The sequence below is a fragment of the Cupriavidus sp. FW305-27 genome, assembly GCF_058787995.1.
The window spans coordinates 22,444-38,953 of the sequence record NZ_JBYTAG010000068.1; the positions used below are offsets into that span (position 1 = coordinate 22,444).

Sequence of the window (16,510 nt, forward strand, 5' to 3'; positions counted from 1 at the left end):
TCGCGCGATTCGTGGGGAACCGGAATTCGTCAGACTGCGTTTTCCGAAAAATCAATGGCGCCCAGCGGTGCGTACTTCGCACGATTGCCTGTGCTCTTAAATCTGGTGCCTGCCTATGAGAAAGGCCCGATGCGAGCATTTGCTGGCATCGGGCAAGAAGGCCGGTGGGCACGATTCCACCGGACGGTAGGCGGCAGAGAGGTCAGAAAGTGTGGTTGATACCAACGTTGAAAGCAGAGTTGCCGGCGAGCGGGTTGCCGACATCATTGGCATTCCATACGCGGTAGAAGCCGGACTTGGCCGTGTTCGCCGCGCGATTCCAGATGTGGGCGTAAGACGTATAGAGCCTGGTCCGCTTGGAGAGGTTATGTACGTAGCCGATCGCAAACTGATGGGCATCGTTGTCGGCGTCGGTCCGATCGTTCTTGTAGATGTACGAGGTCACGACCCGCCCGGCGCCGACCGGAATCGAAGCCCCGACCAGCACGTCTTCCGATTTGAAGTTGGGCGTGCCCGGTATGATGGCGCCTCGGTTGATCACGTAGTTGAGGTAACCAGTCGCGAGCCCGAAGTCGTACTTGGCGCCGAAGAACACTTCCCGTGCATTCTTGCCAGGGCCGTTGGCGTCATGGGCGTCCGCGTAGGCGACGCGTCCCATGAAGCTCCCCCCCGAATAGCCAAGTGACGCGCCAAACTGGCTGTTGGTGGCCGCACTGCCGGGCACTTCGCCAAAGCTGTAGGACAGTTCGCCATCGAGGCCGCCGAGTGTGCCCGGCAGGTTGTATTTAAGGGCATTGTCGACACGGTTGCTGCCGCCTCGACCGCCGGCTGAAATCAGGTTTGCAGACGTGCCGGCCAGGCCAGTCACAAACGGATCGAACTCCACTTGTGCCAGCGCCAGCGTTGTATATTGCCGCCCCATCGTGATACGGCCCGGCGATGCGTCGAGTCCGACGTAGGCCTGCCTGCCGAACAGTAAGCCACCTTGACCTGATGCGCCAGTATCCATCAGGATGCCGGCTTCCAGCGTAAAGAACGCTGCCGTGCCCCCGCCTAGTTCTTCGCGTCCGCGCATGCCAACGCGCGAGCCTGACATCATGCCGCTCGTGACCTTTGTTACCGAACCGGCTGCCGCGCCGTTTTCGTGTACCAGCCCGACGTCCGCTACGCCATACAGATTCACGCTGGACGACTGCGCCGCGGCATATATCGAGTGCCCACCTGCGCCGAATGCCACTGCCGCGCCGAGCACGCATCTTGCCAACATCGCCCGCTTCATTCCCATATCGATTCTCATTCTAAATTTTTTAAAATATGCAAATATGTATGAAATATCTAAATTTTTGCGTGGCGCGCACGAGGGCGCCAGTCAGCCTGGTGGACTGTGAGCCTGCTCCTGGTTGGGGTCCTGCCGGGTGCGGCGGCGCGGATCTACAGCATTGCAGCGAAGTGCCGCGTGGTCTCTAGTAGCGAATAGGAGGCCTTGAAGCCGATTTCGCGGTGAGCGGCACTGACGTCGGACGACGCCGGTCGCACATGCGGAAATCCGGCAAAGCCGCCCTCGGGCAGCCTGAGATCGGTGGTCTGCAGCGCCGGATAACATTGGCGCACGACATCGATGAACGCTTCAACCGAGAACCATTCGCCGGTAGCGATGTTGTACACGCGTTGACGCGGTGCCGGTGCGGTCAGTGCAGCGATGTTGGCGATAGCGCAGTCCCGGGCATCGATGAATTCCTCACGGCCGTTCCACAACAGGATCGGATCGTCTAGCCTTGCAGGCACTCCGGTGCGTCCGGCTTCGAGCAGTGTGGCCAGTAGCCGGCCCGGCACACTGGTGACCGCGTCCCGTCCGGCGCCGAGCACAGCGCCGTAGCGCAGCACGACCGCATCGACGTCATAGAGCGAGGCGTAGGCGAGCGCGAGATGCTCGCCAGCCAGCTTGGTGGCCGCATAGATGCTGCCAGGCCGTTCGCTGAGGACCCGCAACGGGAAATCCTCGGCGATCGGTGTGGCAGGCAGGGACGGGAAGGCTGAGTACATGACGGTGGTCGAGCTGGCAATCACGACACGCGAGAGCTTACGCTGGCGTGCCAGCTCAAGAACGTTTGCCGTTCCCATCGTATTGACCCGGATGCCGGCGAGTGGATCCTTGCGAATGGCAGTGGAAAGCAAGGCCGCCGTATGGACGATAGCGGTGACCCCATGCTCGTCCACCAGGCGGGACAATGCGTCGTAGTCGGTCACATCGCACAATGCCAGCGGCAGCGCGCCCAGTTCAGCAGAATCGGGCCGCCTGACGTCGGCGAGCAGCACAGGTTCTCCCTGGGCCAGCAACTGCGCGGCGGTCAGACGGCCGATCAGGCCGGCACCGGTGACTAATATCGTCATGGCTGCTCCTCAGTCGGCCTGAATGCCGAATTCCTTGACGATCTGGCCATAGCGCTCGTAGTCGGCAGCGATCAGCTTGCCAAGGGCGGCTGGGTCGCTGCCCTGCGGAGTCACGGCAACCGTTGCCATCCGGGCGACGACGTCCGGCATTTTCAGGATGTCGTTGAAGTGCTTGTTCAGCGTCAGAACCAGTTCCGGGGACATGCCCTTCGGGCCCACCACGGCCTGCCAGGCACCAACCTCGACATCCTTGTAGCCAAGCTCGGCCAGGGACGGCACGTTCGGCGCGAAAGGCGAGCGCTTCTTGTCCGCGACGGCCAGCGGAATCAGCTTGCCCGACGGGAAGTACTGGGACACCGGCCCAAGCGTGGAGTACATCATCGGCACCTGCCCGCCCAGCAAGTCGACCACCGCGGGGGCGCTGCCGCGGTAGGGGATCTGCGTGAGCTTGATGCCGGCCGATTTGTTGAACAGTTCCGCCAGTATGTGCATTGGCGATCCGTTGCCCGGACTGCCATAGGTTTTCAGCGTACCGGCTTTAGCATGCGTGACGAAGTCTTCAATCCGGGTGACACCGGCGGCCTTGTTGACCACAACGAACAGCGACTGCGTGCCGAGTAGCGTGATCGGCGTCAGATCCTTGCGCGGGTCGTAGGAGGCACCCGTGCCGGGCCGCAGCACGTGCGGAGAGATCGAGATTGTGTTCGGGGCGAACAGCAGCGTATAGCCATCCGGCGCAGCCTTTGCCACGTACGCCGTGCCAATGGTGCCGCCGGCGCCGGTGCGGTTCTCCACCACGACAGGTTGCCCAAGCCGAGCAGTCAGCTTCTCGGCAAAGAGGCGTGCCAGCACATCTGTATCGCCGCCGGCTGGATAGGCCACGAGAAGCGTGACCGGCTTGGTTGGATAGCTGCCCTGCGCAGTGGCCCCGCCCGTCGCAAGTAGGGTGGCAATAGCTGTCAGGGCAACCAATGCCCGGCGTCTCGCGGATTTCTTCATGTGATCCAACTCCTCTAGGTGCATTGCGGCCCGCCGGGCCTCACAGCAGATCCGGCGCTCACCGCGCATTGTTCATATATGAAACGGCGTCTCATTGAACACTCATGAAAAATTATAAATTTATATCTATTGAATAAAAGGTGGAGTTTACCCTGCGTGGGCGAGGAGCGCGGAAATGGCCTGTATCGGCTGCAGACGGGCGAAATTCGGGCCTGAATCGGTAATCCGACGGGTCCGGCAGCACCTGCTCTGGTCCCCGGATAGTGCAAAATTTCGTTGTTGGAGGTAAATTTATGAAATTGCCAGTGTCCTATAGATGCCGGCCAGCCCTTGCCGCTCATCCATCCAACAACAAATCATGCGGACTTCCGATTTGCCGCGCAGGCTGCAGCACGCAGAGCCGGCGCCGACCCAGACCATTTCCGAGAAGGCGTATCAACTGCTGCGCGCAGACATCATCGCGGGCAGCCTGGCCCCTGGGGAAAAGCTTCGCCTGCAGGCATTGCAGGAACGCTACGAACTCGGCGTGAGCCCGATCCGCGAGGCCCTGATGCTTCTCTGCGGCGAAGGACTGGTCAGCAATGAGGGCCAAAGGGGCTTCAGCGTGACCAAGCTCTCCAGGAGTGATCTGCTCGATCTGATGCATGCGCGCACCTCGATCGAACTGCTCCTGCTGGCCGATGCCATTGAGCATGGCGACGATGACTGGGGCGCGAACATCATGGCCGCCTATTACAAGCTGACCAGGGCGCGGCTCCCGACCGATGCATCGGACACGGTGGCAGTGGAACTGTGGGAAACGGCTCACCGGCGCTTTCACCTCGCGCTGGTTGCAGCGGCTACGTCGAAGTGGCTACTGCGCATCGACGAACAACTGGTCGACCATTCTGAGCGGTATCGTCGAATTCGCCTGGCCTACCCGCGCTCGAGCAAGGAACTGGCCGACGATGTGTTGAAGGAACACCTGGATCTCATGGAGGCGGTGCTCGCGCGCGACACGGAGAAAGCCTCCGCGCTGCTGCGGCACCACCTGATGCGCACCGCCGAAGTCCTCAGCAAGCGCTTTGCCGACTAGCCCCAATTTCAGGGCTTGTCGGGCAGCGCGACATAGGCCACGATTTCGATGCGCATGCCTGGCACTACCAAGGCCTTGGCGATCACCGTCGAGCGGTTTGGATAAGGCGGGGCGAAGAACTCTCCATAGAGCGCATCGACTACCGGCACGTCATCGGCTTCCAACAGGGTGATCAGCACCTGCACCACATCGTTCAGGTCCGCGCCCGCTGCTTCGGTCGCTAACTTCAGGTTCTCAAACGTCAGGCGGGCCTGCCGGGCGATATCGCCGGTATCCACCGACCCGTCAGGACGGACTGGACCGTGCGCAGTGAACAGCAGACCTGCGGCCTGGGTCGCCCAGGAAAATGGCTGTGCCGGAGTGGGCAAGCCAGTCTCAATGACTTGCTTCACTGTGAGGTCTCCTTGACGAGTTGCGCGAGCCGCGCATACCAAGGGTGGGAAGGGTCCGAAAGCGCAGTATGCGTGCGGAAATGATCCTCGCCCGCGTGCATGTAGCAATCAACGGGAGCCGGCTGCATCCTCAGCATGGCGTACAGGGTGAGATTGGAGCGGATCACGCGCTCGCTGTCATGTTCGCCGTAGCTGAGCACCATCGGAACGGTATTGCCGGCAGACCACGTCAGCGGACTCATTGCCGCATCCAGTTCCTGCGAGTCGAGCAATGCGGTGTACACCCGCTCCTCAAGACTCCCGGGCGCCGGGTTCGGGTGGTGCAGGTTCATGATGCCACTGATGGGCAGGCAACCGCGAATGGCCTGCTGGTCAATACCCACCGCGCGCAGTTGTGGTTTTCGCATCGCCGCCATGGCCGCAATACCGCCGCCTGCCGAATGGCCGGAAAGATAGAGGTGAGAGGGTGAGCCGCCCCAGGTGGCAATGCTTTTCTGCACGCTGCCCAGGAGCAACGCCGCGTCGTCAAACGCTGCGGGCAACCTGTGGGCCGGTGCCAGCCGATACGTGGGCGCCACCAGCACCATGCCAAGGCTTATCACCATAGGCGCAAGGAACGAGGCGTATTCCTTGTAGCCATTCGTCCAGCCCCCACCATGCCAGAAGATCAGGACAGGCGCGTCGCGCAACCCTCGTGCCGTAAACACGTCGAACCGCTGCCGCTGGTCGGTACCGTAGGTGAGGTTGCGCACAGCGACGACGCTTTCCGGCAGGTGTTCGGCCCAGTCAAGAACGGTACGTTCATACGCCACTGCGGCCGCGGACGACAGCGGTGGCTGAGATGGCTCTGGTTCAGTTGCGAACTGGTCTGACATTTTCACTTTGCTTCCATATCAAGTACGAGCCACCGGCTTGCGCCGCTCCTGGCAGTTTGCAAAATATACATCTCAATTATTCATGTTTGCAAGAGAACAATTTATAAATTAAAGGCGCAATGTCCGTGCCGGATAGGCAACGGACGCCTCCGGCGACACGACGCATATCACCTGCGGGGTTGGATGGTCGCTACCGCGAGACCCGCTCCGGCGAACGCGCACACGGCGGACACCAGCGCAACCGCGCGCAGCGCTTCAGTGATAGCTTCGGCTTCCGCCAGCGCCACGGGTGGCTGGGTCGGCAAATGGGCGTCGCCCGCTGCCGCCCCGGCTTGCGCGCCCGGCTCCAGCAACTGCCCGGTCCGGCGTGCGTCCCTGGGAACGCCCAGTTCATCGAGCCGCGCCGACAGCGCCGCCTGGTGCGACCACACGAACACGATGCCGAGCACCGCAACTGCCAGCAGACTCGCCATACGTGCAACCGCATTGTTGATGCCGGATGCAACGCCTGCGTGGTCAGCCGGCACCGAGCCCATCACAATCGTCGTGAGTGGCGCGACGGTGATCGTCATGCCAAGCCCAAGCACGGTGAGCGCAGGGAAAAATCCGGCCCAATAGCTGCCGCCCACGAACGGCAACGCCAGCATCACGAATCCGATTCCCGCGATACCCGGGCCAGCGCTCAACAGGATCCGCGAGCCGAAGCGGCTCGTCAGGCCGCCGGTGAAGCGCGACAACAAGCCGATGATGACCGGCACCGGCAGCAGCGCCGCGCCCGCTTCAGTTGCGGTGTAGGCATGTGCGCGGATCAGCGTGAACGGCAGGAAGAACAGTGCGCCGCTCAGGCCGAAGTAGAGCAGCAGTGTGACGAGGTTGGCGCCGGTGAAATCGCGTGAGCGGAACACGTCGAGCGGCATCATGGGGTGACGGCTGTTCGCTTCGATCATCACGAATGCGACCAGCACGAGCGCGCCGGCGCCGATCGCGCACAGTACAAGCGGATCTGCGAAACCGCGCGCAGACGCCTCGGTCAGACCATAGGTGAGGGCAGCCAGCCCCGCTGCGACGCTAAGCGCGCCGGGCCAGTCCAACTGTCGAGGCGCATCGAGCTTGTGGCTGTTCGGCACCGACAAAATCGCGAGCGCGATCGTCACCGCTGCAAGCGGGACGTTGAGGAAGAATATCGCGCGCCACGACAACACGTCGACGAGCCAGCCGCCCGCCACCGGCGCCGCCGCCGACGTGATCGCCCCGACGGCCGCCCAGGTGCCGATTGCCCGTCCGCGCGCTTCGCCTTCGTACACGGCGCCGATGATCGCGAGACTGCTGGGTACGAAGAGTGCTGCACCAATGCCCTGCACTGCGCGCGCGGCGATCAGCGAATTCGCGTCCGGCGCGAACCCGCAAGCGGCCGACGCCAGCGTGAAGACCCCGATGCCCGCAATGAATACCGTGCGGCGGCCGAGCTTGTCGCCCATCGATCCGCCCACCAGCACGAGGGACCCGAGAAAGAGCAGGTAGGCGTTAACGATCCACTGCATTGCCGCGACGCTCGCGCCGAGTTCGCTCTGAATGGCGGGTAGCGCGACATTGACGACGGAGCCGTCGATGAACGCCATGCTTGAGCCGAGGATCGTCGCGGCGAGTGCTAGACGCTTGCGCCGGCACGGGCGGTCGACTGCGGTGGGCTGCGTGCGGATGACGAGTTCGTCGCACGGGCTTGCTTGTGCAGCGATGACGTGCGCGATCATTTGGTCGCTATCGGGAAGATCCGGGTTGGCCAAGCTCGCTCCCGTGCCGGTCGATGGTGACTAGCATAGTAGTGGGAGTGCGGGACCGCCGATACGGTTGGGACGGGTGCGTGCGTGCGAGCGGTCGCGGCGCCCATCAGTTGCGCGGTCCGCCTCATCTAGCGCATGGAACCAGGCGTGATCGCTGCCATCGATCTGCACCGGTTCGCTCCAGACTTGCTGTTCGACACCGGCTTCCGGGTGTCCTGGAAGCTGCGCCCACCCAAAAGCATCAGCCGTGCAACCGGCGGGAATGTCTATGATCCGGCATACGAAGACTGGCGAAATCTTGATGTCGTGCCGCTCGCGCAGGGTCTCGCAGGCCAGCATTGGGCCGAAGTCGGCGTAGCTGTCGCGAATCAGGCCGCGCACGCGGGATTCCAGGTCGGGCGGTTGGGCCCGTTACTCCCCTTGGTGGGAGGGAAGTCGATCTTCTAGCATAGATACGCTGGCCAAGCGACCGACAAGGCAGGGAGCGCTTGATATGACGGTTACGAAGCTTCAGGAGGTAATGGATATGTCTGCCACAAGGATTGAGATGTGCGACCAGGATGGCGACGGGGTATTGACCATTCGAGATGACGGCGCCGCATTTTCAGGAGTCGCGCTTGAGCTTTCGAATCTATTCGGTGAAGACGTGGTCGCGGATCTTGATAAGCACCAGTTGCTCAAATGGTGCGAGATGGTCGCGGCCCATCTTCGCAACCAAGGCGTTATGCCAGGCGAGTGCGCTCCGGAGGGCTACGTCAACAAAACTAGTCAAAGCCGGACGAAAGAGCAGCCTGGCGTCGAGGAGCTTTTGCAGTCGGCGGCATCTTGACTCTGGCGAACGCGAGACGCTTTGCTGGCAACAGAGCGTCTTTTCGTTGGCGCATTGCTTAACAATCCCCACCAGCCAGCGATTCCGGTCGACGGCCGTTTCCGATTGCAGATTCAACCGGTCGATGCAACAGCTTGATGGAATCGTTCAGCCGGTACCGGCCGGATGCCCTCCGCGAAACTGCCGCCCGATGTTGCCGCCTTGAACCCCAAGGCCGGCCCACTACTGCGTTGCGATGGCCAGCACGCCTCAGGCGACGGCACCTGGCGGCGCATGGCGTGCCAGGAAGCGGTCCAATTGGCCAGCGAACGCCTTGCTATCCTGCGGGGCGTACGGTGCCGGTCCGCCGGTATCCACGCCCGAGCTGCGGAGTTGTTCCAGCACCTCGCGCATGGTCAGGCGCTCCTGGATGTTCTCACGGCTGAACCAGCTTCCTCGCGGGTCGAGCACATAGGCGCCCTTGTCAAGGGCGGCGGCGGCAAGAACGATGTCCGCCGTAATGACGAGGTCCCCGCTGCTGACCAACTCGACGATACGGTCATCGGCGACGTCGAAGCCCGCAGGCACTTGCAGTGACTTGATGAAGCGCGAAGGCGGCGTGCGCATGTACTGGTTGGCAACCAGCGTGACGCACACTTCGACACGTTGTGCGGCCCGATACAACATTTCCTTGACGACAACCGGGCAGGCGTCTGCGTCAACCAGTACTTGCATCGCGATACTTCCAATGGGGGGAGGGAACGCTCATCTTACTGCCTGCGCGTCCCGTTCGTTTGTTATTCGGCCGACCCCTGGTCCGGCGGTAGCCGGCCCGAACGCACCTTCGCCTTTACTTCCCGCGCCGCACCGTCGTGAGGTGTTCGCCAAAGAAATCATCGACGACTTGCGCGGAATCCTGGCCAACGTCTGCACCGAAGTAGAGACGGACATTGTGGAAATCGATGGAGAGGACGATCACGTCCACCTGTCGGCAGGATGTACCCGCAAGCCTCGCCGGCGCCGCTTCACGAATGCCGGCCACCCCTCATGATCGCGCTGGCCGTGTCGACCACGGCCGCCAGGGCAAGCATGGCGATGATCACCGTGCAAGCCTGGGGCAGATGGAACAGGGACAGCTCGAAATACAACATCTGCCCAAGCCCGCCGGCGCCGACAAAGCCAAGGATTGCCGCCACGCGGATATTCGTTTCCCAGCGGTACAGGATGTAGGCCAGAAACTGGGGCCATACGCAGGGCAGCGTCCCGTACATGAAGACCAGCGCGGCAGGAGTGCCCCCTTCCATCAGCGCGCGGGCGGGTGCGCGCGGCGCATTCTCCAGCGCCTCGGCGAACAGGCGACCGAGCACGCCCGCGGTATGCAGTGCCAGGGCGAGGGTGCCGGCAAACGGTCCAAGGCCGACTGCGAGTACGGTCAGGGCAGCCCATACCAGCTCGGGGATCGAGCGCAACAGGTTCAGTAGCAAGCGCGACAAGGCGCGCAGCGCATCGCCGTAGAGCCCGGAAGCCGGTAGTGCCAGGCCAAAACCCAGCACCGCCGCACACAGCGTGCCCACCGCGGAAACCGCGAGCGTTTCGAGCATGCTGCCAGCGGTTCTGGCCAAAAAAGCGGGTGACAGCTGCGGCGGGAAGAACGTCAGCAGGAAGCGCGCCATCTCGGCTGCAGCGTCCGCGGAAAAAAGCTGGCCCAGATCGAGCGACAGATACGCGAAGCTGCCCGAAACCGCGGCGGCCACCGCGATCAGGGTGAGCAGGCAGCGCATGCAGAATTGAGCGGCCTTGACCTTGTGCGCCATGATTCAGTCGAGCAGCTTGCGCAGGTGCGCGCTGAGCGCGTCCGCCAGCAGGACCAGCAGCAGGAACACTAGCAGGATGGTCGCGGCTTCCCCGCCGTTGAGCAGTTTCATGGCCTGGTCCATCAACTGCCCAAGTCCGCCGGCGCCAACGAAGCCCATGACCACGGAAGCCCGGATGGCACATTCCCAGCGGTAGACGGTGTACGAGACCAGCTCCTGCGAGGCATGGGGAAGCAGCCCATAGAACAGTGCCGCCAGGCGCCCGCTGCCGCTGCCAAGCAGGGCATCCACGGCGCGTTTGTCGCTGGATTCGAGGATTTCCGCATAGACCTTTGCCAGCATGCCGCCATAGGTGATGGCCAGGGCGAGCACGCCCGCCGCCGCCCCCAGGCCGAGGGCGCGCACGAAGACCAGTGCCCACACCAACTCCGGCACCCCGCGCAGCAGCAGCACCAGGGCGCGCACGCCAGCGCGCACCGCCATGCGCGGCTTGCGGCCCCGGCCGGGGCCGATGCGCGACACCGACAGGCTGCCCGTCAAGGCCACGGCCAGAGGTGTTGCGATCACAAAGGCGAGCGCAATGCCCGCGGTGGCGATCGCCAGCGTTTCCAGCGTGGCGTTGACCACAAGCCCGAGGAATCCGGGCGAAACCTCGGGGGGAAGGAAGTTGCGCACGAAGGCGCCCATCACCTTGAGGTTTCCGGTGTCGAACAAGGCTGAAGGGCTGAACCGGGACAGCTGCAACAATGGCCACAGCAGAAGCAGCGCGAGCACCAGGCCGCTGGCGCGCCGCAGCGCCTGGGGATCGCGCGGGTGGGCGGTCATCGGCACGCCGGCCTGGGTTGGGTGTCGCCACCGATGGCGGCGCTCGCACCTGCCGCGATGCTCGTCAGGGCCTGGCTGCCCTGTACCGGTGGCGATGCGCTTTCGGAGGCATAGAGTTCGCGCAGCAGCGCGTCGGTGACGCGCTCGGCCGGCAGGTCGAAGGCGATCTCGCCCGCCTTCAGGCCGACGATGCGGGGAAACCAGCGCAGCGCCAGATCCACTGCGTGCAGGCTGGCGACCAGGGGCACCGCGCGTGTATCCGCTTCCCTGCGCAGCTCGCCCAGGGTGAGGTTGGCCAGCACCGGGTCCATTGCCGAGACCGGTTCGTCCGCCAGGATCAATTCCGGGCGCTGGTAAAGCACGCGGGCGACGCCCACGCGCTGCAGCTGACCGCCCGAGAGCTGATCGCACCGGTCGAACAGGCGGTCGGCCAGCTCAAGGCGGGCGAGCTGTTCGCCGGCACCATCGATGTCTGCCGGATAGACCAGCGACAGCAAGGATTTCCAGGCGGGCCAGATGCCCAGGCGGCCGGCAAGGATGGCCGTGACCACGCGCTGGCGCGGCGGCATCGGCGGCGCCTGGTGCACCATGCCGATGCGGCAGCGCAACTGCTGCAGGCGTGCGGCGGATACCGCCCAGGGGCTTTGCTCCAGCACCTCCACACGGCCCTCGCTTGGCCGCAGCGACGTTGCCAGCAAGCGCAGCAAGGAGGTCTTGCCGGCTCCGGACGGACCGATGACGGCGATGGGCTCGCCGCGGCTGGCCGCCAACGTGATCTGGCTGAGCGCACGCTGTCCGTTGGCGTAACTGACGCTGGCGGCGTCCAGGCGGAAGCTCATCAGACCGGCATCACCGGATCAGGCCCGCGGCCCGGGCTGCGGCCTCGATGCCGTCGTAGTTTTCGGGCCGGGTGGGAATGTACCTGGCGGTCCGCTGCAATGCCATGATCTCGCGCTGCTCGGGATTGGCCGGGTCCAGCCGCAGGAATGCTTCGGTCAGCTTCTTGCGCAAGGCCGGATCGAGCCCGCCGCGCACGGTCCAGTTGTAGTCGTAATAGGGCGGTGTGACAGCAAATACCCTGACCTTGGCGGGATCCACCTTGCGCTGCTCCACCAGCTTGTCCCACACCGAGGCATTGAGCACGCCGGCGTCGGCCCTGCCGGCCTGCACGAAAGCCACCGTCGCATCGTGGGCGCCCGAATAGGCGAGCGTCTTGAAGTCCTTGTCCGGGTCGATGCCCGCCTGCAGCAGGAAGTGCCGTGGCATCAGGTGGCCGGAGGTAGAGGACGGCGCGCCGAAGACGAAGGTGTGGCCTTTGAGGTCGGCCAGTGACTTGATCGCGCTGTCGGCGGTGATGAACTTGCTGGTGAAGGCGGCATCTTCCTGGCGCTGGACGATGGGGATGGTGGCTCCCTTCGTCCGGATCTTGCTCTGCACATAGGTAAAGCCGCCCAGCCACGCCATGTCGATCTTGCCGGTGGCCAGCGCTTCGACCACCGCAGCGTAGTCCGTGACGGGCACGAACTTCACCTTCATGCCGGTTTCCTTCTCCAGGTAGTTGCCGAGCGGCGCGAACTTGCGCTGCAGTTCGGTGGGGGACTCGTCGGGAATGGCCGAGACCTTCAGGACAGCCTGGGCACTGGCGAGGCCGGCAAAGCCCAGCAGGGTCAGCGCGGCAAGGCGCTTAAGCAACGGCAACACGGGCGGCTCCTTGCGTCATTTCTCCGATCACGGCAGCGTCTGCGAAGCCTTCCCGGTTAAAGATCTCCAGGACCTCGTCCACGGCTTCCGGTGCGCACGACACCAGCAAGCCGCCGCTGGTCTGGGGATCGGTCAGCAGTGCCTGCTGGCTTGGCGTGACCGACGTGGACAGGTCCACCTCGCTGCCGTAGCTGACCCAGTTGCGCCCCGATGCGCCGGTCACCAGCCCTTCGGCGGCCATGCGCTCGACCCGCGGCAGCAGTGGAATCCGCGCCATGTCCAGCCGCGCGCCGACGCCCGCGCCACGACACAGCTCCAGCAGGTGGCCGAGCAGGCCGAAGCCGGTCACGTCGGTCAGCGCGTGGACAGCCGGCACTTCGGCCAGCAGTCGGCCGGGCGTGTTGAGTTTGGTGGTGCAGGCAATCAGTTCCTGATAGCCGGCCGCGTCGAGCTTGTCCTTCTTCACCGCGGCGGACAACACGCCCACGCCCAACGGCTTGCCGAGGATCAGCTTGTCGCCCGCCTTGGCGCCGCTGTTCTTCTTGACCCGGTTCGGGTGCACCAGACCAAGGACCACCAGCCCGTAGATCGGCTCAAGGGAATCGATGGTGTGGCCGCCCGCGACCGGGATGCCCGCCTGGGCGCAGATCGATTCGCCGCCTTCGAGGATCTTGCCGATGACCTCAGGCGGCAGCTTCTCGATGGGCATGCCGACCAGCGCCAGCGCCATGATCGGGGTTCCGCCCATGGCATAGACGTCGGAGATGGCGTTGGTGGCGGCGATACGCCCGAAATCGTACGGATCGTCCACCACCGGCATGAAGAAGTCCGTGGTGGCGATCAGGGCCTGGCTGTCATTGAGCTGGTAGACCGCCGCGTCGTCGCTGGTTTCCTTGCCGACCAGCAGGGCTGCCGGAGCAGGGAAGCCGACCGAATTCCTGAGGATTTCAGAAAGCACACCGGGGGCAATCTTGCACCCACACCCGCCGCCGTGGGAGAAGGCGGTGAGCTTGATCTTTGCGTTGTTTGGCTGGTCCACTGCGGGGCTCCGAGTCATTCTGGTTTCAAGGCGTCGGCGACAAGTTTACTCACTTCCGCCCGTTCCCGCGCCGGCGCGAACAGCGGCGCGCGAATTGCGCATTGCTGCCGCAGGCGGTCCAGGAACCCGGCATCCCGGCTGGTGCGTTCCAGCACCAGCGCCAATTGCGCGGCGTCACCCAACGGAAAATAGCCTTCGTAGTCACGGCCCAGCATGCCGACGTTGCCCGGGATGCGGCTGGCCAGCACCGGCACGCCACTGGCGACGGCCTCGATGATCACGTTGGCGCCGCCTTCCATGGCGCTGGAGATCACCATGGCCTGTGCTTTCCGGATGTGCTGCAGGGTTTCGTCATGGGGCAGGTTTCCGAGCCAGACATAGCGCCGCACGCCGGGCCAGGCTCGTGCTTCCAGCGCCAGGGCCTCCTGCCGATAGGCGTCATCCAGCGCGCCGCCGATGTGGATCAGGCGCACGCGCGAATCGTCGGGAAGCAGCGAGAGCGCGCGCATGGGCGTCAGCGGGTCTTTTTCCGCCCGCATGTGGCCGACCAGCACGACGTCGAAGTGATTCTGGCGGGGCGCCACGGGCGCGCATGCCGGGGCAGACTGGTAGATCACCCGGCACCGGGCGCGATGCGCGGCCGCCAGTTCGGCCAGCCCTTCGTCCTGCAGCACCACCAGGTGGGTGGCGAGTTCGAGCGAGCGCTGGGCCGATGCATCGGTGCGGATGTCGCGGTACAGATCGGTGCCGGTCAGCACGACGATCAGCGGACGATCCGGACAAGCCTCGGCAAACCTGGCGATGGACTCGGCCGAGCGCCGGGCGTGCAGGGCGATCAGGCAGTCGGGCAGGGCGCCGCCCTGGCTGGCCGTCGACCATTCAGCGGCCAGCGTGACATCGTAGTCCCCCTGCAGGAACCGGGCCCAGCGATTGGCGGTTTGCCAGTTGCCATTGTTGGCTTTGCGCAGCGCTGGACTGATAATCGCGACGGTGGCCTTGGGAGGACGCATGACGACAGGTTCTGAGGGGGCGGCAGCAAGAAGGATAAACAAGTTCGAGCTGGATGCGGCGTTTGCCGATGCGCACCGGCGCACCTGGGCCGTGCTTGAGGAGCTGCCGCCGTCCCAATGGCAGGTTCCTTATGACGCGGGAATCAATCCGCCCTTGTGGGAGTATGCCCATATCGCCTGGTTCACGGAGCAATGGGTGCTGCGGGAGCCACGTGCCGGCCAGGACGGCTGCTGGGTGGCCAGCCTCCCGTCCATGCTGCCGGACGCCGACCGCCTCTTCGATTCCATGCGCGTCGCCCACCGGGACCGATGGCATCTTGCGCTGCCCCGGCTCTCCGAGATTCGCGACTACGCAGCCGCCGTGCTGGAGCACGTTCGCGCCAGGCTCGCCACGTCGGACGATACCGACGCTGCGCTCTATTTCTTCCGGCTCGCCTTGTTCCACGAAGACATGCATGCGGAGGCGCTGACCTATATGCGCCAGACGCTCGATTATCCGCTGCATGCCCCGCTCGGCATGCCTTCCATTGCGCCGGGCGCCGGCTCGGCAGCCGCAGGCGGCGACACGTTCGCAATGGGGTCGCCCATCGGGGGCGACGGGTTCGTCTTCGACAACGAGAAGTGGTCCCACCCGGTCCACATCGCCCCTTTCCACATCGATCGCACTTGCGTCAGCAATGCCGCATTTGCGGAATTCGTGGCCGCCGGCGGCTACCGCGACCATCAATGGTGGTCAGACGACGGACGCGCATGGCTGCAACAGAGCAGGCTGGCGCATCCGGTGCGCTGGCGCCGGACAGCCGGCGGCACCGCGGGGCAATGGGCGTTGCGCTGGTTCGGGCAGTGGGTGCCGCTGCCGCCCGAACAGCCGGTGTGTCATATCAATGCCCACGAGGCGGAAGCCTATTGCCGCTGGGCCGGCAAGCGCTTGCCCACGGAAGCCGAATGGGAGTATGCGGCAACGCATGACCTGATCCGCTGGGGTAGCGCCGTGTGGGAATGGACGGCTGATCCTTTCGTGCCCTATGCAGGGTTCTCGCCCGATCCCTACCAGGAATATTCCGCCCCCTGGTTTCACACGCATCGCTCGGTTCGCGGCGGATCGTTCGCCACCCATGCCCGCATGCAGCATCCTCGCTACCGGAACTTCTACCTGCCGCACCGCAGCGACCCCTTCGTCGGATTCCGCTGCTGCGGTTGAGGAAGGAGGGCGTCTTCACGGTGATATCAACGATGCGGCTGACACCGCCCTGACCACCCTAGCGGCGGGCCGACCCACCAACGCGAAGTGCATTCACCACCAGCGAAAAGGCTGGCGATGCCTGGCGGCTGGGGTAGTACAGGTGGTAGCCCGCAAACGGAGGGCACCAGTCTTCCAGCACGCGTACCAGCCGACCTTCCTCGATGTGGGGTGCAAATTCCTCTTCCGGGAGGAAGGCGACGCCCAGCCCCTCAAGCGCGGCCATCACGATATGGGGCGTGCTGTTGAAAACGGCCTGGCCGTCGTCGCGCACCTTCAACTGACGGCCACGGCGCTCGAAGTCCCAGACGGACAAGCCCGCATGCATCGCCGATGCCGCGCGCATGAGGTATCTTTTACAAGGGCGAGGCACGCCAGCCGCCGGAAAGGCCCGGCGGGACTTGTGCCAGGGCCGTGGATCGGTTCTTGCATGGCAGGCTGTGCCCGAGCCGTGACAGGAGCGCGCCATGTCCGAAGCACTTCGATCCTCGCTTTGCCGATTCTTCATCGCCTGCTGCCTGGGTATCGCAGCTTGCGGAGGGGGCGGGGGAGACGGGGGC

At 64.3% G+C, this 16,510-nt stretch carries 18 protein-coding genes and 1 pseudogene; 5 read left to right on the plus strand and 14 right to left on the minus strand.

Annotation, left to right across the window (positions count from 1 at the left end; genetic code table 11):
• Positions 1-202: 202 nt before the first annotated feature.
• From AC3WRI_RS26650 to AC3WRI_RS26660, 3 genes are all read right to left on the minus strand, one after another.
• Positions 203-1,297: a porin gene (locus tag AC3WRI_RS26650; protein WP_136227844.1), complete on the minus strand. Its 1,095-nt coding sequence runs from the start codon at positions 1,295-1,297 to the stop codon at positions 203-205.
• A 134-nt stretch (positions 1,298-1,431) separates the two neighbouring features.
• Positions 1,432-2,391 (minus strand): NAD-dependent epimerase/dehydratase family protein, encoded by a 960-nt coding sequence (locus AC3WRI_RS26655; protein ID WP_011616462.1) that lies wholly within the window; start codon positions 2,389-2,391, stop codon positions 1,432-1,434.
• Between the two features lie 9 nt (positions 2,392-2,400).
• On the minus strand, positions 2,401-3,390 hold the full coding sequence (locus tag AC3WRI_RS26660; protein WP_492294407.1) for a Bug family tripartite tricarboxylate transporter substrate binding protein: 990 nt from the start codon (positions 3,388-3,390) through the stop codon (positions 2,401-2,403).
• A gap of 358 nt (positions 3,391-3,748) precedes the next feature.
• Here AC3WRI_RS26660 and AC3WRI_RS26665 point away from each other — a divergent pair, with 358 nt between their 5' ends.
• On the plus strand, positions 3,749-4,465 hold the full coding sequence (locus AC3WRI_RS26665) for an FCD domain-containing protein (RefSeq protein WP_011616464.1): 717 nt from the start codon (positions 3,749-3,751) through the stop codon (positions 4,463-4,465).
• Between the two features lie 8 nt (positions 4,466-4,473).
• Here AC3WRI_RS26665 and AC3WRI_RS26670 read toward each other — a convergent pair whose 3' ends face one another.
• The 3 genes from AC3WRI_RS26670 to AC3WRI_RS26680 all read right to left on the minus strand — a co-directional run bounded on the left by AC3WRI_RS26670 (position 4,474) and on the right by AC3WRI_RS26680 (position 7,483).
• Positions 4,474-4,857: a RidA family protein gene (locus tag AC3WRI_RS26670; RefSeq protein WP_011616465.1), complete on the minus strand. Its 384-nt coding sequence runs from the start codon at positions 4,855-4,857 to the stop codon at positions 4,474-4,476.
• The gene (locus tag AC3WRI_RS26675; protein ID WP_011616466.1) at positions 4,854-5,732 is read right to left on the minus strand and encodes an alpha/beta hydrolase; all 879 of its coding nucleotides are present in this window, start codon (positions 5,730-5,732) and stop codon (positions 4,854-4,856) included. Before AC3WRI_RS26675 ends, AC3WRI_RS26670 begins: the two co-directional genes overlap by 4 nt.
• 167 nt (positions 5,733-5,899) lie before the next feature.
• Complete coding sequence (locus tag AC3WRI_RS26680; protein ID WP_492294409.1) at positions 5,900-7,483, minus strand: MFS transporter; 1,584 nt, start codon at positions 7,481-7,483, stop codon at positions 5,900-5,902.
• Positions 7,484-7,660: 177 nt separating this feature from the next.
• Here AC3WRI_RS26680 and AC3WRI_RS26685 point away from each other — a divergent pair, with 177 nt between their 5' ends.
• Positions 7,661-7,960: a hypothetical protein gene (locus AC3WRI_RS26685; protein WP_041687922.1), complete on the plus strand. Its 300-nt coding sequence runs from the start codon at positions 7,661-7,663 to the stop codon at positions 7,958-7,960.
• A 46-nt stretch (positions 7,961-8,006) separates the two neighbouring features.
• Positions 8,007-8,342: a hypothetical protein gene (locus AC3WRI_RS26690; protein WP_041687924.1), complete on the plus strand. Its 336-nt coding sequence runs from the start codon at positions 8,007-8,009 to the stop codon at positions 8,340-8,342.
• 249 nt (positions 8,343-8,591) lie between these two features.
• Here the strand turns inward: AC3WRI_RS26690 and AC3WRI_RS26695 are convergent, their stop codons facing one another.
• Entirely contained in the window at positions 8,592-9,056 is a 465-nt protein-coding gene (locus AC3WRI_RS26695; RefSeq protein WP_439669633.1) for a YaiI/YqxD family protein, read from the minus strand.
• Between the two features lie 13 nt (positions 9,057-9,069).
• Between AC3WRI_RS26695 and AC3WRI_RS26700 the strand changes: the two genes are divergently transcribed.
• Positions 9,070-9,372 carry a transposase gene (locus AC3WRI_RS26700; protein WP_492294411.1) on the plus strand — a complete coding sequence of 101 codons (303 nt, stop codon included), beginning with the start codon at positions 9,070-9,072 and terminating at the stop codon, positions 9,370-9,372.
• On the opposite strand, the gene phnE is transcribed toward AC3WRI_RS26700, so the two are convergent.
• Genes phnE through senB form a run of 6 tightly spaced genes read right to left on the minus strand, consistent with a single transcriptional unit; the run spans position 9,347 to position 14,710 of the window.
• Positions 9,347-10,135: a phosphonate ABC transporter, permease protein PhnE gene (gene phnE, locus AC3WRI_RS26705; protein WP_231881478.1), complete on the minus strand. Its 789-nt coding sequence runs from the start codon at positions 10,133-10,135 to the stop codon at positions 9,347-9,349. The genes AC3WRI_RS26700 and phnE overlap by 26 nt on opposite strands.
• Positions 10,136-10,138: 3 nt before the next feature.
• On the minus strand, positions 10,139-10,960 hold the full coding sequence (locus AC3WRI_RS26710; RefSeq protein WP_010812638.1) for a PhnE/PtxC family ABC transporter permease: 822 nt from the start codon (positions 10,958-10,960) through the stop codon (positions 10,139-10,141).
• Positions 10,957-11,799, minus strand: a complete 843-nt coding sequence (locus AC3WRI_RS26715; protein ID WP_010812637.1) for a phosphonate ABC transporter ATP-binding protein — start codon at positions 11,797-11,799, stop codon at positions 10,957-10,959. Before AC3WRI_RS26715 ends, AC3WRI_RS26710 begins: the two co-directional genes overlap by 4 nt.
• Positions 11,800-11,809: 10 nt before the next feature.
• On the minus strand, positions 11,810-12,661 hold the full coding sequence (locus tag AC3WRI_RS26720; RefSeq protein WP_041687928.1) for a putative selenate ABC transporter substrate-binding protein: 852 nt from the start codon (positions 12,659-12,661) through the stop codon (positions 11,810-11,812).
• A complete protein-coding gene (selD, locus tag AC3WRI_RS26725; RefSeq protein WP_492294413.1) occupies positions 12,645-13,718 on the minus strand; it encodes a selenide, water dikinase SelD in 1,074 nt (357 codons plus the stop codon). The genes AC3WRI_RS26720 and selD overlap by 17 nt, the downstream gene beginning before the upstream one ends.
• A complete protein-coding gene (gene senB, locus AC3WRI_RS26730) occupies positions 13,715-14,710 on the minus strand; it encodes a selenoneine biosynthesis selenosugar synthase SenB (RefSeq protein ID WP_058698293.1) in 996 nt (331 codons plus the stop codon). Before senB ends, selD begins: the two co-directional genes overlap by 4 nt.
• Between senB and senA the strand changes: the two genes are divergently transcribed.
• A complete protein-coding gene (gene senA, locus AC3WRI_RS26735; protein ID WP_492294415.1) occupies positions 14,709-15,911 on the plus strand; it encodes a selenoneine synthase SenA in 1,203 nt (400 codons plus the stop codon). The two genes, senB and senA, sit on opposite strands and share 2 nt — an antisense overlap.
• 58 nt (positions 15,912-15,969) lie before the next feature.
• On the opposite strand, the pseudogene AC3WRI_RS26740 reads toward senA, so the two are convergent.
• Positions 15,970-16,275 (minus strand): annotated as a pseudogene (locus AC3WRI_RS26740) (LysR substrate-binding domain-containing protein); the annotation flags it as partial.
• Positions 16,276-16,510: the final 235 nt, after the last annotated feature.